Source organism: Acidobacteriota bacterium (assembly GCA_012729555.1).
Lineage (GTDB): Bacteria > Acidobacteriota > UBA6911 > UBA6911 > UBA6911 > UBA6911.
In genome coordinates this window covers 142,385-160,270 of the sequence record JAAYCX010000011.1, presented here as the reverse complement: position 1 = coordinate 160,270, position 17,886 = coordinate 142,385, and the positions used below count along the sequence as shown (strand labels likewise).

The 17,886-nt window shown below is 68.2% G+C and carries 16 protein-coding genes and 1 pseudogene; 12 read left to right on the top strand and 5 right to left on the bottom strand.

The features are described from left to right. Complete coding sequence (gene gloB, locus GXY47_02870; protein NLV30072.1) at window positions 1-753, top strand: hydroxyacylglutathione hydrolase; 753 nt, start codon at window positions 1-3, stop codon at window positions 751-753. Between the two features lie 12 nt (window positions 754-765). Here the strand turns inward: gloB and GXY47_02865 are convergent, their stop codons facing one another. Beyond that, complete coding sequence (locus GXY47_02865; protein ID NLV30071.1) at window positions 766-1,653, bottom strand: DUF1848 domain-containing protein; 888 nt, start codon at window positions 1,651-1,653, stop codon at window positions 766-768. A gap of 3 nt (window positions 1,654-1,656) precedes the next feature. Continuing rightward, on the bottom strand, window positions 1,657-2,040 hold the full coding sequence (locus tag GXY47_02860) for a hypothetical protein (GenBank protein NLV30070.1): 384 nt from the start codon (window positions 2,038-2,040) through the stop codon (window positions 1,657-1,659). A 177-nt stretch (window positions 2,041-2,217) separates the two neighbouring features. Between GXY47_02860 and GXY47_02855 the strand changes: the two genes are divergently transcribed. The 5 genes from GXY47_02855 to GXY47_02835 all read left to right on the top strand — a co-directional run bounded on the left by GXY47_02855 (window position 2,218) and on the right by GXY47_02835 (window position 7,852). After that, a complete protein-coding gene (locus GXY47_02855; protein ID NLV30069.1) occupies window positions 2,218-3,213 on the top strand; it encodes a DUF362 domain-containing protein in 996 nt (331 codons plus the stop codon). 5 nt (window positions 3,214-3,218) lie between these two features. Next, window positions 3,219-3,743, top strand: coding sequence for a hypothetical protein (locus GXY47_02850; GenBank protein NLV30068.1), 525 nt, complete (start codon window positions 3,219-3,221; stop codon window positions 3,741-3,743). 34 nt (window positions 3,744-3,777) lie between these two features. Beyond that, complete coding sequence (locus GXY47_02845; protein ID NLV30067.1) at window positions 3,778-4,707, top strand: DUF362 domain-containing protein; 930 nt, start codon at window positions 3,778-3,780, stop codon at window positions 4,705-4,707. Between the two features lie 25 nt (window positions 4,708-4,732). Continuing rightward, window positions 4,733-6,352 (top strand): 4Fe-4S binding protein, encoded by a 1,620-nt coding sequence (locus tag GXY47_02840; protein NLV30066.1) that lies wholly within the window; start codon window positions 4,733-4,735, stop codon window positions 6,350-6,352. Window positions 6,353-6,421: 69 nt separating this feature from the next. Further along, on the top strand, window positions 6,422-7,852 hold the full coding sequence (locus GXY47_02835; GenBank protein NLV30065.1) for an amidophosphoribosyltransferase: 1,431 nt from the start codon (window positions 6,422-6,424) through the stop codon (window positions 7,850-7,852). Here the strand turns inward: GXY47_02835 and GXY47_02830 are convergent. Both GXY47_02830 and GXY47_02825 read right to left on the bottom strand, forming a co-directional pair. Then, window positions 7,825-9,726 (bottom strand): hypothetical protein, encoded by a 1,902-nt coding sequence (locus GXY47_02830; protein NLV30064.1) that lies wholly within the window; start codon window positions 9,724-9,726, stop codon window positions 7,825-7,827. The genes GXY47_02835 and GXY47_02830 overlap by 28 nt on opposite strands. 74 nt (window positions 9,727-9,800) lie before the next feature. After that, a complete protein-coding gene (locus GXY47_02825; GenBank protein ID NLV30063.1) occupies window positions 9,801-10,304 on the bottom strand; it encodes a porin family protein in 504 nt (167 codons plus the stop codon). A gap of 330 nt (window positions 10,305-10,634) precedes the next feature. On the opposite strand from GXY47_02825, the gene GXY47_02820 reads away from it, so the two are divergent. The 4 genes and pseudogenes from GXY47_02820 (at window position 10,635) to GXY47_02805 (ending at window position 13,970) form a co-directional block, all read left to right on the top strand. Continuing rightward, window positions 10,635-11,060, top strand: coding sequence for a DUF4258 domain-containing protein (locus GXY47_02820; protein ID NLV30062.1), 426 nt, complete (start codon window positions 10,635-10,637; stop codon window positions 11,058-11,060). Then, a complete protein-coding gene (locus tag GXY47_02815; GenBank protein ID NLV30061.1) occupies window positions 11,057-11,242 on the top strand; it encodes a hypothetical protein in 186 nt (61 codons plus the stop codon). Before GXY47_02820 ends, GXY47_02815 begins: the two co-directional genes overlap by 4 nt. Before the next feature lie 9 nt (window positions 11,243-11,251). Then, window positions 11,252-12,583: pseudogene (locus GXY47_02810) on the top strand (radical SAM protein). Then, window positions 12,573-13,970 carry a phenylacetate--CoA ligase family protein gene (locus tag GXY47_02805; protein NLV30060.1) on the top strand — a complete coding sequence of 466 codons (1,398 nt, stop codon included), beginning with the start codon at window positions 12,573-12,575 and terminating at the stop codon, window positions 13,968-13,970. The pseudogene GXY47_02810 and the gene GXY47_02805 overlap by 11 nt, the downstream one beginning before the upstream one ends. Here GXY47_02805 and GXY47_02800 read toward each other — a convergent pair. After that, the gene (locus tag GXY47_02800) at window positions 13,954-14,685 is read right to left on the bottom strand and encodes a methyltransferase domain-containing protein (protein ID NLV30059.1); all 732 of its coding nucleotides are present in this window, start codon (window positions 14,683-14,685) and stop codon (window positions 13,954-13,956) included. The genes GXY47_02805 and GXY47_02800 overlap by 17 nt on opposite strands. 232 nt (window positions 14,686-14,917) lie before the next feature. Between GXY47_02800 and GXY47_02795 the strand changes: the two genes are divergently transcribed. Continuing rightward, window positions 14,918-15,736: a 4Fe-4S dicluster domain-containing protein gene (locus GXY47_02795; GenBank protein NLV30058.1), complete on the top strand. Its 819-nt coding sequence runs from the start codon at window positions 14,918-14,920 to the stop codon at window positions 15,734-15,736. A gap of 12 nt (window positions 15,737-15,748) precedes the next feature. Then, the gene (locus GXY47_02790; protein ID NLV30057.1) at window positions 15,749-17,851 is read left to right on the top strand and encodes a hypothetical protein; all 2,103 of its coding nucleotides are present in this window, start codon (window positions 15,749-15,751) and stop codon (window positions 17,849-17,851) included. The last annotated feature ends 35 nt before the right edge of the window (window positions 17,852-17,886 follow it).

Sequence of the window (17,886 nt, the reverse complement as noted above, 5' to 3'; positions counted from 1 at the left end):
ATGGAAGTGACCGCCCTCCCCGCCCTGGGAGACAATTACATCTACATGATCTCCGGCGACGCGCCCGACCGGGCGACGGCGGTGGACCCGGGGGACGCCCGGCCCGTCCTCCGCTGGCTCGAGAAGTCGGGGCGGCGGCTCGAGTCGATACTCATCACCCACCACCACGCCGACCACACGGCCGGCGTCCCGCGCCTGCGGGAACTCTTCCCAGGCGCCGGGGTCTGCGGGGGGGCGGGCGACCGGGGCCGGATCCCGTGCCAGACCCGGTTCCTCGCCGAGGGGGACCTCCTCCCCGTCTGCGGCGCCCCGGCCCGGGTCCTCGAGGTGCCGGGACACACCCGGGGGCACATCGCCTATTTCCTCGAAGACGGGCGCGGGGGCGGGGAGCTGTTCTCGGGCGACACCGTCTTCGGCGGGACCATCGGGAATCTGTTCGAGGGGACCCCGGACGACATGTTCGCGTCGCTCGAGAAAATCCGCGCGCTCCCGGGCGGAACCCGCATCTGGTGCGCGCACGAATACACCCTCGAATTCGTGCGGGAGGCGGCGCGGGTGGACCCGGAGAACACCCTCCTCCGGCGGCGGCTGGAGCGCCTGGAATCGGCCGCGGGCACGCCGACGGTGCCCCTCACCCTCGCGGAGGAGCGCGCCACCAACCCCTTCTTCCGCTGGGACGCCCCCGAATTCCTGGCCCTTTTCGGGACCGCCCCCGGGATCGAGACCTTCCGTCACCTCTGCGCCATCGCCTGACGGGCCCGATCCTCAGGTTCGGACCAGCGCGCCCGAGGCGGGGTCGCACCGCGCCGCGGCCCTGCGCGCCCTTTCCGCATCGGTCGTCGCGTAGCAGTAGAGGCACCCCCCGGGGCAGGTGTCGTAAACGCCGATGTCGCGGCTGGGGACGCAGCGGCACGCTTCCCGCTGCCCCCGGTCCCTTCCCGGGCCGACGGTCAACCCGAATAGGCGCCGGATCAGGACGTCGTCGATGCATTTGCCCGCTTCCACGCCGAAGCGCTCCAGGGGCTCGGCGCAGCTCCGGATCTCCATGCCGCATGCGCGGGCCGTCGCAGCCAGCCCGCTGATGAGGATCCCCAGGTCTCGCTCCCCGGGCGTCCGCTCGGCCTGGACCCCCCGCCGCTCCATTTCCCGGAAACCGGGCCCGGTCTTCCGGTAAAAATCGACCAGGCTGACGATTACCCGACTGGTCGAGCCCGAGAGCGCCCGCGCGATCGCCGAAAATTGTTCCAGGTGCCAGTCGACCCCGGTGCGCGCCGAAAGGAGGATGGGATCGTAGCGCCAGACCACCCTTTCCGCCCCCACCCGGGCGGCCAGCCGCCGGAAGGACGCGATGCGCCCGGCGCGATCGGGGATGCCCCGTTCGATCTCCCGGCCGTAGGCGTTCAGGGTGTAAAGGAAAACGTACCGGTAGCCGCGCCGGTCGAGACGCGGGAGATGGGGCTCGAGCGGCGCCGGGTTCTTGGTCCAGAACACGAACAGCGCCACCTCCTCCGGGGTGAGGGGGATGCGGCTCACCCGGCCGCGGACGCGCGGGTGGGGGACATCGCAGAACCCCTCCTCGACCCGCGCGATGAACCAGTCGGCATACCAGGCCGGGATATCCGTGCGCCGGCTCGCGCTGATGATCGCACCCATGGCTTAGCGCGAAAGGAACGCCTCCCGGCTCCGGTCCGAGGAGAGGACCCACAGGCCGTAGGCCCCGAGCGCGGTCCCGAAGGGGAAGTTCAGCAGATGGAGGACGCTGACGACGACGCCCAGGATCCGGCCCCAGTTCCGGAGCCGCACCAGGCCGATGCCTGCGACGATCGAGGGGGCGGAGAGCAGGAGGAGCAGCAGGGCGATCGCCCCACCGACCACGGCCAGGACCGAGGGCGCCACCGCCGGGTGCACGGAGGGGGGCGACGCGGCCCCGACGATCCCGATCACCCCGCCGAAGACGGCCAGGATCGCCACGGCGCCGAGGACACCCAGCGCCCCGCAGACGATGTTCAGAACCCCCAGGACCTTGATATGCTGATCCATCACCCACCCCTTTTCTTCGAGCCGCGATTATACTCCTGCCTTACGTTTCCCGGGGAGGCGGGGTTCAAAAAATCGCGAACCGGGAATTATTGACTTTGAACAGGCCGTATCCTACCCTTCCGGAAACGGGGCGCGTGGGCCCCGGTTCCCTGTTTATGGTCCAAGGAAAGGATCCGGATGTCCCATATACCCGACCGCAGGCGGTTTTTGAAACAGGCCGTCGCCCTGGGCGCGGCGGCCGCCCACCCTTCAATCACGGGAAGATTCGCGAAAGCCCAGGAAGCGCCGAAATCGCGCCTCGTCATCGTGCGCGACCCGGCCGTGCTCACCCCCGCCGGGGACGCGGACGTCGACACCGCGGTCCTGGCCCGCATGCTCGACCAGGGGGTGGCCCGGCTCACGGGGCACTCCGATGCCCGGGCGGCGTGGAGATCGCTGTTCACCCCTGAAGATGTCGTGGGGGTGAAGATCAACTGCCTCTTCGGACGGGGGGCCTCCACCCACCCGGCCGTGGCGCACGCGGTCGCCGCCGCCCTGGTCGCAAGCGGCGTCAAGCCCTCGAACGTCATCATCTGGGACCGCTCCACGGGGGACCTGCTCAAGAGCGGCTACACCATCAGCAAGGAGGGGGACGGGGTGCGCGTCCTGGCCAACGACGGGGTGTGGGAGGACGAGCCGACGGTCCAGGGGCAGATCAGCGGCCGCCTGACCAGGATCCTCACGCGCGACATCACCGCCCTGGTCAACGTCCCCTTCATGAAGGACCACGGGATGGCGGGGGTCACCGGGGCGATGAAAAACCATTACGGGAGCTTCGACAACCCGGGGCGCTGCCACGCGAACCACTGCGATCCCTACCTCGCGGACCTGAACGAGATCCCCGTCATCCGCCGGAAGACGCGCCTCATCGTCATGGACGCGCTGCGCCCCCAGGCCGACGGAGGCCCGCCCCTGCGGCGTGACGCGCTGTGGGACTACGCCGGACTGCTCATCGCCCGCGACCCCGTGGCCGTGGACGCCATGGAGTGGCGCATCATCGAGGAGCGGCGCAAGGCCACCGGCCTGCCCACGCTGGCCGCTGCCGGACGGGAACCGACCTGGATCGCGACCGCCGCCTCGCGGGGGCTGGGGGTGGACGACCCGTCCCGGATGGACATCGTCAGGATAGGATGAGGGCCATGAACCGGAACCTCCTGTCCCTCACCCTGCTGGCGTCCCTCCTCGGTCTCCCCGCCGCCCGGGGAGCCCGCGCGGACCTGGAAAAGATCGCCGTGGACCGCCCCGCGGCCGGCTGGAGCGCGGTCCCGGGATCGACCGTCTACGGGCGCGGGGACGGGCTCCAGGACATCTACAACGGCGGGTACGAGGTCTACACCCGCGCGGGGATGCTCGAAGCGCTCCGGCGCCTGTACGAAAACGCGGGGGAGTATCTCGAGGTGACCGTGCACACCGCGCGGTCGCCGCAGGAGGCGCGCGGGTTTCTCGCCGACCGCTACCGGATGGAAACAGGGGGGCCGGCGCCGCGTAATACAGACTGGGACCGTTTCACCGCCGCGGGCGCCGGGAGCACGTCGGGCTACGCGGTCGCGGGACGCGTCTTCCTCTCGGTCGTGGCCTACGACGCCGGGGAGAAGGGGCGGCGGCAGACGGAGTTGTTTCTCAAAACGATGCTCGGGCGCGCCGCCCCGGCCCGGGCGGACTGACCGGCCGGACGGCCGCGTGTGGCAAGGGAGACCCATGGATAGACGCAGATTCCTCGGACTGGCCGGAATGGCCTGCGGCGGCGCCGCCATCGGCGGGTGCGGCCGGGGTCCGGACCCGGGCGGGACGGCCGCGCCCGGGCGCGCCTCGCTGACGGCGGGAAAGGGAAAAGGGGAGGTGTACGTGGGCAAGGACGCCGACCCCGTCACGGCCCTCCGGTCGGCGCTGGCCGCAGCCGGGGGCCTCGAGTTCATCCGGCCCGGGAGCCGCGTGGTCCTCAAGCCCAACGCCGCCTGGTCCCGCACCCCCGCCCAGGCCGCCAATACCGACCCCAGGCTGCTCTCGGCCATGATCGAGCTCTGCCGCGAGGCGGGAGCGGGCAAGATCACCATCTTCGAGCATACGATCGACCGCCCGGCGGCGCAGGTGCTCGCCGTTTCCGGCATCGCCGCCGCCGCGCGCCAGGGGGGGGCCGAGCTGATCTACGCGGCGACCGAGCGGGATTTCGCCCCGATCGAGGTGCCCCGCGGCAGGATGATGAAGCGGGACACGCTGGCCCGCGCGGTGCTCGAGGCGGACGTGTTCATCAACATGCCCAAGGCCAAGCACCACTCCCAGACGCAGCTGACGCTAGGGCTCAAAAACCTCATGGGGGTGAATTTCAACCGCCAGGCTTGGCACTCGAGCCCGGACCTCGCCCAGTACATCGCCGACTACGCCAGCGCGGTGGCCGTCGACCTCACCGTCATGGACGCGTCCCGCATCCTGGTCACCAACGGGCCGAAGGGGCCCGGCAAGACGCGCGAACCCGGGGAGGTGATCGTGTCCTTCGACCCGGTCGCCGCCGACGCCTACGCCTGCGGGCTGTTCGACCTGGAACCGTCGGCGGTCCCCTACATCGGAAAAGCGGCGGACCTGGGCCTCGGCGAAGGCAGCAGCTCCAACATCGTCGTCAGGCGGGCCTGACCCGCAGCCACCGGGTACCGACTCTATGAAAACCGTCCGAAGAGGCAGCCAGCTCTTTTTCCTCATCCTCTTTTTCGTGCTTTTCTTCCAGACCGCGCGCCAGATCGACTGGGCGGACGGCCGGATGACGGTCGGGGCCTTCCTCCCCGCCGATTTCTTCCTCCGCATCGACCCCCTGCTCGGCTGGACGGCGCTCGCCGCATCGCGCACCTTCCTCCTCTCGGTCGCGCTCTGGACGGTGCCGGTGCTGCTCCTGACCCTTCTTTTCGGCCGGGCCTTCTGCGGCTGGGTCTGCCCGCTCGGAACCCTGATCGACGGCGCGGACAAGGGGGTGCGGCCCAATCGGGAACGCCGCACCCACCGGGAGCGTTCCTGGCCCCGGTTGAAGTACTACGTCCTGGCGGCCGTGGCCGCGAGCGCCATCCTGGGATCGCAGCTGGTCTGGTTCCTCGACCCGATCGCCCTCACCTTCCGGAGCCTGACCCTCGGGTTCTTCGCCCCCCTCGACCGTGCGGTCCATGCGCTCTCGGCGGTCCCGGGTTTGGGCTGGATGGAATTCCCGGCGATCTTTCCCGATCAGCGGGCGGCGTACGGGTCGGGGTTCGCCGCGCTGCTGATGCTGGCGGCCATTCTCGCCGGCGGCGTCCTCTCCCGCCGGTTCTGGTGCCGCAGCCTCTGTCCGCTGGGCGCCCTGCTGGGCATTGTCGCACGCGTCCCCCTCTTCCGCCGCCGGGTGGGCGCCGGGTGCAACGAATGCACCCTCTGCCAGCGGGACTGCAAGATGGACGCGATCGGCGCCAAGGGGAAGCGAACCGCCGCGGCCGAGTGCATCTTCTGCTACTCCTGCGACGAACTCTGCCCGCAGGGGGCGATCCGGATGGCCCCCGGCAAGCCGGAGAGGAGCCTCCCGCTCGACCTCAACCGCAGGCGCCTCCTCACCGGCATCGGCGTGGGCGCCGTCTGGGGGCTGGGCGCATCGTCGGCCCTGGCGCGGCGCCCCACGCGGGACGGGGAGAGCCACATCACCGGCAAACGGCTGATCCGTCCCCCCGGGTCGGCGGCCGAGGAGCTCTTCACCGAGCGCTGCGTCCGCTGCGGCGCCTGCATGAAAATATGCCCGACCAACGGACTCCAGCCGGCGCTCTTCGAAGGGGGACCGGGCGCGATCTGGACCCCGGTGCTGATGCCCCGCGTGGGCGAATGCAGCCAGAACTGCAACCTCTGCGGCGAGGTCTGCCCCACGGACGCCATCGAATCGTTCACCATCCCGGAAAAGGAGCACCTGTTCATAGGGCGAGCCGTCATCAACCGCTCCTCCTGCGTCGTCTGGGAATCGCGCAAACAGTGCCTGGTCTGCGACGAGGTCTGCTCCTACAGCGCCATCTACTGGCTGGACGAGAGCGGGGCCGAGATCGGGCATCCCGCCGGCGAGGGGGACGCCCAGCCCCGCCAGGGGTTCCCCTACGTGGACCCCGCCCGCTGCGTGGGGTGCGGCATCTGCGAATACAACTGCCCCGCCGGCGGCCCCGACGCCGCCATCCGGGTGACGCGCGACGGGGACAAGCGGCACCTGTCCCGGGAGGGGCAGCGGGCGTGGCAGGCGGCCAACTGGACCGAGCGCGAGGGGATACCCCCGCTCCGGTAGCGCATCCGCCTCCCCCGCACGGCCGTTTTCTGGTATAGTTCCGGCGCACTCAAGCAAAAGGAGCAGGGTATGTCCGGAATCTTCGGCGCGGCATCCAGGAAGGGCAACTGTATTCAATCGCTCTATTACGGTCTCGACTACCACAGCCACCTCGGCACCGACTACGCCGGGATGGCCGTGTACCGCGACCGGGGGATCGAGCGCAAGATTCACGACATCCGCGGGGAAAACTTCCGGCCCAAGTTCCGGCACGATTACGAAAGGATGGGCGGCCCCTACGGCATCGGCGTCATCGGCTACGACATCCAGCCGGTGGTGCTCTCGTCCCGCCTCGGGGTCTTCTCCGTGGTCATCAACGGCAACATCCACAACCTCGACGCCATCATCGCCCGGCTCCAGTCGGAGGGTTCGACGTTTGCCGAGATCCAGCCCGATTCCACCATCAGCCCCGCCGAGGTCATCGCCGAAATCATCAGCCGCGCCGACAGCCTCGAGTCGGGCATCCTCTCCGTCTTCGCCCAGATCGAGGGTTCGGTATCGCTGCTGGCGCTGACCAAGGACGGCATCTACGCGGCGCGGGACCGGGAGGGGCATTCCACCCTCGTCATCGGGGAGAACGGCGACGGGTTCGCCGTCACCACCGAAACCACCGCGTTTCCCAACCTGGGCTTCAGGACCATCGCCGAGCTCGCGCCCGGCGACGTGGTGCTGATCTCCGAACGGGGGATCGTCAAGCGCTGCGGAACCGAGCCGACCCTGGGCAGGCCCTGCGCCTTTCTCTGGATCTACACCAGCTTCCCCGCCAGCTCCATCCACGGGATCAACGTGGAACAGGCGCGCTACCGCAGCGGAGCGCTGCTGGCGCGCCGGGACCGGGCCGCCGGCTTCACGGCCGACATCGTTTCCGGCGTCCCCGACAGCGGCGTGGGGCACGCCATCGGTTACGCCAACGAATCGGGGATCCCCTACGCCCGCCCGCTGGTCAAGTACACCCCCTCCTGGCCCCGGAGCTACATGCCCTCGGAGCAGGCGACGCGCGACCTGATCGCCAACATGAAACTGATCGCGATCCCCGAGCTCATCCGGGACAAGCGCATCGTCCTCTGCGACGATTCCATCGTGCGCGGCACCCAGCTCCGGAGGATGATCAAGGAAAAGCTGCTGGCCAACGGGGCCCGCGAGGTGCACATCCGCATCGCCTGCCCCCCGCTTGTGTTCCCCTGCATCTACAACGAGTCGACGCGCACGACCAAGGAGCTGGCCGCGCGCAAGGCGATCCGGGCCCTGGAGGGGAGCGACATCCCCGATGTCACCGAGTACCTCGACACCCGGTCGGCCAAATTCGGGAAGATGGTCTCCGCGATCGCCCAGGAACTGGGGGCCGATTCGCTCCTGTACCAGGACATCGGGGACATGGCCGCGGCCATCGGCCGGCCGATCGAGGGGATCTGCACATACTGCTGGACGGGGTGTCAGGGGAGCGCGGCGAACACCCGGTAGGAATGGGGTTTTATCTCGACCGGGACCGTCGTGCGCTTCACCCCCCCCGCGCCGAAGAGCCCGAAGCCGCCTGAAGTCCCCGCCTTGCCCGCCAGGGTCTCCCCCGTGGTCACTTCCCGCACCCCCGTGTACCGGGCGTCGAGCGACAGGGTGACGGCGACCGGTTCCGGACGGAACGACTCCACGATGAAGGTGCCGTTGTCATAGACGAAGAGCGCGACGTCTCCCGGCGCCTCCACCCGCACGAACATCCCGCCGAGCAGAACGTTGCGGATCTGCGTGAGCACCGGGGGGGGGAAGCTGTAAAGGTCGCTGAAGTTGTCCGGGACCGTCAGGACGTAAAGGGTCCCCCCGCCGTAGGCGGCCTGGACGAGGAGCGGGTACCCGAGGTCGTTCTGGGTCATGGCGCTCGCCAGTTCCCAGGCGTCGTTGGTGAGGTACTGGAGCTGCGGGATGAGGATGCGCAGGCCCGGAGGGAGCTCGGGCTGGCCCCGGAAATTCCTGACGATCGCCCTCCGGCCGGTGTCGCGGATCTCGGCGATATCCCCGATCCCCTTCCCTTCGAGCGCCCGCAGCAGGCCCGAGGTGATGGTCACCGATTTGCCCGCCGTCAGCTGGCGCTTGATCTTGTCCACGATGCCGGCATCGAAGGCTGCCGACTCGGTCAGCAGCACCATGGGCGCGTCTTCAGGAAAGCGCGGGAGGAGGTCGATCGGGATGCCGATCATCCCCAGGTAGTTATGGAGGAAATCCTCGCCCGTGGAATGATAGGGCTTGTAGCTCGCGAGCCCGACGGGACGGCCGAGCTGGCCCAGGAACCGGTCCGCCTCCCCGAGCGCGTACCCCGCAGCGCGCGCGAAGGTGAGCGGAGGGGTCTCCCCCCCTTCCGGGGCGGCGACCGAGGCCGCCATGGCGTCGAAATCGAAGCTGGGCCCGAGATCCTGCCAGGGCGCCCGGTCGGCCGGGCGGATCGGGCGCTCGAGCTGGGCGAAGTCGAAGAGGGTGATTTCCGGGGCCCGGGCGAACAGGGTGAGCCAGATCTGTTCCGCGTAGCGGTCGGGGTAGCGCCCCCCGTAGGTGTCGACCCAGCCGCCGCCGTTGTGCCCGGGGCGGATGTTCTCGAAGTAGCGGAAAATCGAATACCCCAGGTACTGCTGCAGGTGCTGGTCGCCGGTCCGGTCGCGCGTCTCCGTGCCGGTGTAGATGCCGTCGAACAGCACGGGCCCCCGCTCGAGATCGAAGCCGAGCCCCTGGAAGTGCTCGTACCAGTTCGGGTACTTGACCACCATCCGGACCCGGGGGTTCACCCGTTTCGCCGGCCCGATGACGAGGTTGCGGGCGGCTTCGTCCATCAACTGCAGGCGGAAGCCGGTCCAGCTCTTCTCCCCCTTGGCCCGGATGCAGCGCTCGCACTTGCAGTTGGTGAAGAAGAAGTCGTCCAGGATGATTTCGTCGAAGAGCCCGGCCGTGAACTCGACCACCTGCCGGACCTTGTCCCGGTGTTCGGGGTTGCTGTAGCAGTAGGTCTCGAAGCGGTTGCTCTCGTTGACGGTCAGGGTGATGCCGCCGGCGACCTCCAGCCCCCGCTTCCGGAAAAAGTCGGCCGCCCGCTTCACCGTCTCCTCGTCCGCGACGATCGTGTCCCGGTGGGTTTCCAGGTAAATCTTGTCGACCTTCACCTGGCGCGCTATCGCGTCCCAGCGGGCCTGGAGCCACTCGGGGTCGGCCATCCGCCGCACCTCGTAGACGCGGGCGTAGACGGAGACGGAGAAATTGCGGTACTGCCCCGGGGGCGGCATGGCCCCCGGGAGTGAGGAGACGAGGACCGCCACGGCGGCCATTGCGGCGCAAAGGAAGGAAAACCGTCGCATCATGCCCGCCCTGCCGGAAGAGACGGGGGCGCCGTCAATACGGCCCCCGTGCCCTTCCGGCCCGATTCATGCCTGGACTAACGGCTGCCGAAGTTGAACACCACGCCGGCGGAAAACCGCATGTTGTTCTGGAAATCGGAATTGACCCGGGTGCCCACGTATTCCAGCTGGATCGGACGTACGGACATCTTGTCGGTGACCTTGACATCCACCCCGCCGCCGAAGGCCAAGGCGAAGTTGTTCTGGGTGGCGTCCCCCGCTTCGGGGTTGACGTGGTTGACGCCGAAGAGCGCATGGAGGAAAGGCGTGACTTTTTCACCCCTCATCTTGAAGCGCGGTCCGAACATGAAGTTGTGCGACTTGACATCGTACCACGGATAGACACCCGAAGCCGTGGCGACGGGACCGTCCAGGTACCCGTAGTGGCCGCTGAAATCCATGACGGCGCTCCAGTTGTCGCTGACGTTGAAATCCACTGCGGCGTTCCACCCGTTCAGGTTGCAGGAAATGTCATCCCCCGCATCGCAGCGGAAAAAGGAATACCCTCCGAAAACCTCGGCAACCGGGACATCCTGCGCCATGACCATTCCCGAAAAGCCCAACAACAGAATCACTGCAAGCCCAAGCTTTTTCATCAGTCGTACCCCTTCAAGTGTAAGTTATGTTTGTCTGACTGCAATCACAATCAGCGTGAGCGTCCTCGAAACCAAAGTCCAATCCTAACCGAAGAGTTCGTTATGGGTTCTCACCCGAGATGGCCGCATATTATCCAAATATGGTTTTTATTGTCAACAAGTATTGAAGATAACAGAAGACTTGGTTTTCCGCGGGGATAGTGAGAATCTTTAACAGGGTGGGGCCTGCGTTCCGGCACGGCCCCGATGGAAAACCGGATTCGGGAGATCACACGCATGCCCCAGAAAAAGAAGGGATCCAGACCCGGAAGGAAGGGACAGCCCCTTTCCCGCAGGGAGTTCACGCTCTCCTCCCTGGCGGCCGTGGGAGCGCATTCGCTCGCAGTGGGAGCGCATTCGCTCGCCGTGGCCGAGGATCTCCCCCCGCTCTCGGACGAGGCGCGGGCGATGAAGCTGGTCCTGCCCGACGGGGTGAGCGGGCGGCTGGAAGAGCGCCACATCACCGAGGAGGACATCCGCCGCGTCATCGACCACGCGGAAAAATCGGGCGTCAAACTCTACCGCCCGGGGTGCCCGGGATTTCTGGCCAAGCTGCGGGTCGCCGAGACCTATTTCTACGTGGAATACGAGCCGGTCGACGGGGCCTTCCGCGTGGAGACGGCCTATGCGCACCGGCTGCTGCTCGAGGGGGACCCCAGATGACCGAATGGTACTGCTACGAGGACAAGGTCGCCATGGAGGAAAAGGAACTGCTCATCAGCTACATGCTGCTCCGGCAGTTCGTCCCGGGAATCAAGTGCCCGGTCTGCGGCCGGGAATACCTGACCGAGGAGGTGGTGTCCACCATCGTCAACCCGGCGGAAGACGCCCTTGAACAGAAATAGAGCGGGCGCATGACCGAGGTCCTGTCGCAAACCGAGAGCCTGTGCCCCCACTGCCTGCGGCGCATCCCCGCCGAGCGGGTGGCCGAAGGGGAGGAGGTTTACCTGCTGCGGCGCTGCCCGGAACACGGAGAGGTGGAGCCGGTCCTGATCTGGCGCAACCGCCCCGTCCCCTATCCGCTCTGGGAACGGGCCCGCGCCGGCCGGCCCGGCGCCGAGCCCGATCCGCCCGGGGACTGCCCCCGCCTCTGCGGCATCTGCCCCGGGCACCTGCAGCAGACCTGCAGCGCCATCGTGGAGGTCACCGGCCGCTGCGACCTCCGCTGCCCCGTCTGCTTCGCCGCCTCCGGGCCCGCGGCCGGCCCCGACCCCGCACCCGCCCGGCTGGAGCGGCTGCTCCGGCGGACGTTCGCGCTCGCCGGGAACTGCCCCCTGCAGTTGAGCGGCGGGGAGCCCACCCTCCGGGATGATCTGCCCCTGATCGTGCGCCGTGCGCGCGACATCGGTTTCGACCATGTCCAGGTCAACACCAACGGCCTGCGCCTCGGGCGCGACGCGGAGTTCGCACGCGCGCTCGCCGATGCGGGCGTCACCAGTTTCTTTCTCCAGTTCGACGGGGTCAGCGACGATGTCTTCCGCCGCCTCCGGGGGGCGCCGCTTCTGGACCTCAAGCTGAAGGCCCTGGAGCGCTCGAGGGAGCTCGGGATCGGCGTCATCCTCGTCCCGACCCTCGCGAGGGGGGTGAACGACTCCCGGATCGGCGACCTCATCCGGTTCGCAAAGGCATGGATCCCGGTCGTGAAGGGGATCCACTTCCAGCCCCAGGCCTGGCTCGGCCGCTACCCGCAATCGCCCCGCAACGGCGACCGGATGCTGATCCCCGACATCCTCGAGGCGATCGAGCGTCAGACCGGGGGGGAGCTCGAGGCCGCCCATTTCATCCCCCCCGGGTGAGAGGAATCCCACTGCTCCTTTTCCGCCCTCTCCGTGCTGAGAGAAGATGGGACACTGATGCCAACGACCCGGTTCGAGCGCGCCGGCCCGGCCGGGGACGACGCCGCGGAAAGGTCGCGCGCCTATGTGCGCCGCCACTGGAAGTACGCCGACCCGGGCCCGTCCGCCCCGCGACCCGGGCGGGGAGACTCTTTCGAGCGGATCCGCACCCACGCCTTCTGCATCTCCGGCATGGCGTTCCAGGATGCCTGGAACATCGACCTCGAACGCCTCCGGCGCTGCTGCATCCATGTCGCGTCCGAAACCCGGGGGCTGGTCCCCTTCTGCGCCCACTACCTGACCGACACGCGCGGCCGCGCGCTCCACGAGGAGTCCCGGCATGTTCCTTGAGGAGTGGCTTGCCGCCGTCATCCGTTCCGAACCGGGGTACGACGCCGGTCGGCGCGCGCGGATCCCCGCAGGGGCCGGACGCCCCCTGGGGCGGACCGAGGTGCGGCGGTACCAGGGGGCGCTCCTGGCCCGGGTGGTGCGGTACGCGGCGGCGCAGAGCTCCTTTTACGGGGAACTCTTCCGCAGGAGCGGGACCCGCCCGGAGGGGATCGGCGGGTGCGACGACATCGGACGCCTTCCCCTTACCCGGCAGGAGGATGTGGCCCGCGAGCCCTATCGCTTCCTGTGCCTCTCCCGGGCCCGGGTCGAACGGGTCCACACCTTCGTCACCTCCGGCACGACGGGGCCCCGGAAGAAGATCTTCTGGACCCGGGGGGACCTCGGGCGCATCGTCCGCTTCATGGCCGCCGGCATCGGGACGGTGGCCGGCCGCGGGGACGTCGTGCATATCTGCCTCCCCGACGGCCCCCCCTACAGCCAGGCCGACCTGCTCGCCCGCGGGGTGGCCGCCATCGGCGCCCGTGCGGTGGTGGCCGGAACCGGGCGCTCCGCGCGGGAGCACCTGGAGCTGATCCGGCGGCACGGCAGCACCGTCCTGTTCGGCTACGCGGGCCCCCTGTACCGCCTCACGCGCGAACTGGAGGCGCTGTGCGACCCGGGCCGGTGCGGGGTGCGCGTCCTCTTTCTCGCCGCCGAGTACGTCCCCGAGGCGCGCAGGCGGGAACTGGAAAGGATCTGGAACTGCCGCGTGAGGACCCACTACGGCCTCACCGAAATGGGGCTGGGCGTGGCCGTGGAGTGCGAGGCGGGGCACGGCTACCACTTCAACGAGGCCGACCTCCTGCTCGAGATCCTCGATCCCGTGACGCTCGAGCCGGCCGCCGCGGGGGAGGAGGGGGAACTGGTGTTCACCACCCTCAACCGCGAGGCGATGCCGCTCTTGCGCTACCGTACCGGCGACCTCTCCCGCTGGATCCCGGGGCCCTGCCCCTGCGGCGCCCGGAGCCTGCTCCGGTTCGACGCGGTCCGGAAGCGCCGGGAATCGATCGTGACGATCGGCGCGGGGGAGGAGATCTACCCCACGCTGTTCGACGACATCCTCTACGCCCTCCCCGGGGTGCTGGACTACCAGGTGGAGGTGACGCGGGAGCGGGGGAGGCCGCGCCTCGATTTCCGTGTCGACCTGCTCCCGGGACCGGAGGACGCGGCGCACACCATCGCCGCGAGGCTCCACGGGCACCCCCTCATCGAACGGAATCTCCGCCGCGGGGAGATGGCCCCCCCGCACGTGGACATCCTGCCTCCGGGAGCTCTGAAAACGGCGGAGCGGGCCAAAAAACTGGTCGTGGACCGGCGGCCCCTGAGGCGGGTCACGGCCCGGGCTTGACGGCCGTGATCGAGGCACTGGCCCATTTCCGGTCCACGTGCGGGATCATGGGCCCGATGTCCCACCCCTTCTCCTCGAGAAACCCGAGGACCTCGCGGGCCCGGTAGCGGTGCGTCGCCTCGATGCGGATTCCCCCGAAACCGGCCCCGGCCAGCCTGCGGGCGTACTCCCCCTCCTCGAGCGCCCCGCCGAGGCACCCCACCCAGCGACTCACGCCGGCACGGATCCCCGCGGGGATGTCACCCCGGGTGACGATATCGCACGCCGCCAGCCTTCCGCCGGGGGCCAGGACCCGGAATGCCTCCTCGAAGGCCCGGCCCTTGTCGGCGGAGAGGTTGAGGACGCAGTTGGAGATGATGACATCGATCGCGCCGTCCCTGAGGGGGATCCGCTCGATGTCGCCCCTGACCAGCTCGACGTTGTCCGCCCCCGCGCCCCTCAGGTTGCGGGCGGCCAGGGCCACCATCTCCTCCGTCATGTCCAGGCCGTAGACCCGCCCCCCCGGCGCCACCCGGCGGGCCGCCAGCAGGCAGTCACGCCCGCCGCCGCTGCCGAGGTCCAGCACCACCTGTCCCGGCCGGAGCCGGGCCAGCGCCACGGGATCGCCGCAACCGAGCGGCACGGCCACGGCCGCGCCCCCTTCCCGCTGGCTCCTCTGGAGCGCGCGGGCTGCGATCGACCCGTATCTGCGCCGCACTTCCCCCCCGATGTCCATACCGCCCTCCGTCCGGGGCCGCATCCAGACCGGGTGCGGCCCGCTTTCGACGAAACGTTACCATCATCGCGGACGTATATTAAAGGGATTGGATTGAATGGTTGACAACCCGTCCCCGTTTGTTTCACAGTGGTAGCCGCCCACCCGCACGCGGATGCCAAGGCAACGGTTGTTCATGGGGCTGCCCCGAAAACGACCTTCATTCTTTAATATCGAGCGAAGGAGTAACGCTATGTCCGATGGCAAGAAAGCTGAAAGCACGGAAGCTGCTGCCAAAAAGAAATTTACAAGACGTGATTTTCTGGTCACCGGCGGTGCCGTCGTCGCCGTGGATGCCCTGATATCCACCAACCCCGCAGCGGCGGCCGCGCTGCCGCCTGAAAAGGTCCAGGCGTACCCCGCGTCCAAGGGATACCTGGTCTACGACAGCAAGAAATGCACCGGGTGCACGACCTGCATGCTCAGCTGTTCCCTGACCCACTACGGGGAGCAGAACCTGTCGCTGGCGCGCATCCAGATCATGCAGGACTCCTTCGGAAAGTTCCCCTACGATCTCGAGATCGCCCCCTGCCGCCAGTGCAAGTACCCCCCCTGCGTGCAGAGCTGCCCCGTGCAGGCCTGTTTCGTCGACGAGGCCAACGGCAACGTCCGCAGGATCGACACCGACAAGTGCATCGGCTGCAAGACCTGCCTCAAGATGTGCCCGCAGCAGCCGCACCGGACCGTGTGGAACCACAAGATCAGCAAATCGACCAAGTGCGACCTCTGCCTGGACACCCCCTACTGGAACGAAAAGGGGGGGATCGGCGGCAAGCAGGCGTGCGTGGAATCGTGTCCGATGAAGGCCATCAGGTTCGTGACCGAAATGCCCGACCAGAAGGAAACCGAGGGGTACAACGTCAACCTGCGCAACGAGCACTGGCTCAAGCTGGGGCTGGTGGACGACAGCAGGACTCAACCGCCTGGAATGGGCGGCTTCGGCGGTGGCGCACCCAAAGCCAAAATGCAGGCACCGAAAGCCAAAATGCAGGCGCCCAAAGCGAAAGTTTAAGGAGGAGACATCATGCCAGGCGGATATACAGGTAAGATTTTAAGAGTCAATCTGACGAACAAACAGATCAGCACCCTCCCCACGGAAAAGTACCTGGAATTCGGAGGCGGCCACGGCATCGGCTCGGCCGTCTTCTTCGACCTCGTCGGCGACCAGCTCCCGTTCGAGGCCTTCGATCCCCGCAACCTCATCATCATGATGGCCTCCCCCTTCTCGGGCACCTTCATGCCCGGGAGCGGGCGGTGCGAGGTCCAGGGCCTGGGCCCCATGCTCTACCCGGTCGAGTGGTTCGGCCACAGCAATTTCGGCGGCCGCTTCACCGCCCAGATGAAGTTCGCGGGCTGGGACGGCATCGTCGTGGAAGGCGCCTCGGAAAACCCGGTCTACATCGACGTCGTCAACGACAAGGTGAAGATCGAGGACGCCACCAACGGCGTTTGGGGCATGGACACCTGGGACGCGCAGCAGGAGATTTCCCGCCGCGCCGTCCCCGGGCTGCGCCGGGGCGAATGGGCCGAACTGGCCCAGAGCTGCTACACCACCCAGATCCCGGCCGTCGTGGCCTGCGGCCCCGCGGGCGAACGCAAGAGCCGGCTGGCCGCGCTGCTTCACGGGCCGGGCTCCCAGGCCGCCCTCTGCGGCTTCGGCGGCGTGTTCGGGTCCAAGAACCTGAAGGCCATCAGCTTCCTCGGCACCGGGGGGGTCCCGATCGCCGACCCGAAGGCGTTCATGGACGCCCGCCTCTGGTTCCGCCAGTTCCAGTGGGACGTGGATAACCCGCGCGACGCCGAAATCTTCGAGGGGAGCGGCTATTCCCTGATCAACGGCGCCCCGAGCGGGGGCAACGTGACCAACGGCGGACCGAACCGGGTGCCCGCGCGCGCGGCCGCGTGCGCCTCCTGTCCCAGGGGGTGCAAGATGCGGCTGGCCAGCGCCGACAGCAACGAGGCGGTGTGCGCCGGCACCATGGTGGCCAACGTCGGCGGCGGCGGCATGTTCGGCGGCTTCGGCCGCAAGCCGGACCCGAACGCCATGCCCACGGCTCTGAGCCAGAAGCTGACGCGCCAGGCCAACGACCTCATGCACCGCTACGGCCTCGGCCACTGGCAGGTGATGGCCACCCGCGGCTATATCGAGGCCCTCGCCCGCGAAGGCGTCATCGGCAAGGGAAAGCAGATCGATTTCGAGCTGCCCCCCTCGGGAAGCTACGCCTATCACGAAACGATGTTCCGGACCATCGCCCTGCGCGAGGGTCCTCTCGGCGCGCTCGCGTGCGAGGGGGCGGCCCGCATGGCGGAAAAGCTCGGGCGCTACCAGAAAGACGTTTCGAGCGGCCTCCTGAAGCTGACGTACTACGGGACCCAGGAGCATTACGACTCCGCCACCCAGGTGGAATGGGGCTACGGCTCCATCCTGGGGGAGCGCGACCTGATGCTGCACCAGATGTCCAACTACCCGCTGCACTGGATGGCGCAGTCGGGCAACCCCTACCTCGACGCCGAGCAGGCCTCCAAGCTCTACGCCGAGGCGATGGTGCCCTACCAGGACGACCGCTACCTGGTCGATTACGGGGACGGGCCGACGGGGATCTATTCCGATTCCAAGGTCAAGCAGGTGGCCTGGGTCAAGCACTACGAGAAATTCTGGATCGGCGCGGGCGGGTTCTGCGGCTGGCGCTGGCCGCAGTGCATCACCAACAACTCCGCCGACCGGCGGGGGGCCACCCCGAACGCGGAGCCGAGGTTCTGGAACGCGGTGACGGGCCAGAACAAGACCTTCGCCGATTACATGGAACTCGGGCACAAGATCTTCACCCTCGACCGCGCCATCTGGGCGCTGCAGGGCCGGACGCGGGACATGGAGGTCTTCCCCGACTATGTCTACGACCAGCCCACCCGCGGCAGCGTCCAGCCGATGGTGGTCGACGGCAAATGGACCTACGCCACCGGCCAGGGGCGCAAGCTGGACCGCGCCAAGGTCGAGGACTGGAAGACCCGCTTCTACAAGTTCGAGGGGTACGATCCCAAGACCGGCATCGCCACGCGGGAGACCCTCGAGAAGATGGGGATGAAAAAGGTGGCGGACGCCCTCCAGAAACAGGGCAAGCTGGGCTGACCGCCTCTGAATCCTGAGGCTTCGGGCCGCGGGTC

What these genes read in the sequence shown, in the direction of transcription:
- GXY47_02860 (NLV30070.1), bottom strand. Translation starts at nt 2,040, where the DNA reads ATGGATCAGCATATCAAGGTCCTGGGGGTTCTGAACATCGTCTGCGGG.
- GXY47_02840 (NLV30066.1), top strand. Translation starts at nt 4,733, where the DNA reads ATGAAAACCGTCCGAAGAGGCAGCCAGCTCTTTTTCCTCATCCTCTTT.
- GXY47_02805 (NLV30060.1), top strand. Translation starts at nt 12,573, where the DNA reads ATGTTCCTTGAGGAGTGGCTTGCCGCCGTCATCCGTTCCGAACCGGGG.
- GXY47_02865 (NLV30071.1), bottom strand. Translation starts at nt 1,653, where the DNA reads ATGGGTGCGATCATCAGCGCGAGCCGGCGCACGGATATCCCGGCCTGG.
- GXY47_02800 (NLV30059.1), bottom strand. Translation starts at nt 14,685, where the DNA reads ATGGACATCGGGGGGGAAGTGCGGCGCAGATACGGGTCGATCGCAGCC.
- GXY47_02835 (NLV30065.1), top strand. Translation starts at nt 6,422, where the DNA reads ATGTCCGGAATCTTCGGCGCGGCATCCAGGAAGGGCAACTGTATTCAA.
- GXY47_02825 (NLV30063.1), bottom strand. Translation starts at nt 10,304, where the DNA reads ATGGCGCAGGATGTCCCGGTTGCCGAGGTTTTCGGAGGGTATTCCTTT.
- GXY47_02815 (NLV30061.1), top strand. Translation starts at nt 11,057, where the DNA reads ATGACCGAATGGTACTGCTACGAGGACAAGGTCGCCATGGAGGAAAAG.
- GXY47_02845 (NLV30067.1), top strand. Translation starts at nt 3,778, where the DNA reads ATGGATAGACGCAGATTCCTCGGACTGGCCGGAATGGCCTGCGGCGGC.
- GXY47_02855 (NLV30069.1), top strand. Translation starts at nt 2,218, where the DNA reads ATGTCCCATATACCCGACCGCAGGCGGTTTTTGAAACAGGCCGTCGCC.
- GXY47_02850 (NLV30068.1), top strand. Translation starts at nt 3,219, where the DNA reads ATGAACCGGAACCTCCTGTCCCTCACCCTGCTGGCGTCCCTCCTCGGT.
- GXY47_02830 (NLV30064.1), bottom strand. Translation starts at nt 9,726, where the DNA reads ATGATGCGACGGTTTTCCTTCCTTTGCGCCGCAATGGCCGCCGTGGCG.
- GXY47_02795 (NLV30058.1), top strand. Translation starts at nt 14,918, where the DNA reads ATGTCCGATGGCAAGAAAGCTGAAAGCACGGAAGCTGCTGCCAAAAAG.
- GXY47_02790 (NLV30057.1), top strand. Translation starts at nt 15,749, where the DNA reads ATGCCAGGCGGATATACAGGTAAGATTTTAAGAGTCAATCTGACGAAC.
- GXY47_02820 (NLV30062.1), top strand. Translation starts at nt 10,635, where the DNA reads ATGCCCCAGAAAAAGAAGGGATCCAGACCCGGAAGGAAGGGACAGCCC.
- gloB (NLV30072.1), top strand. Translation starts at nt 1, where the DNA reads ATGGAAGTGACCGCCCTCCCCGCCCTGGGAGACAATTACATCTACATG.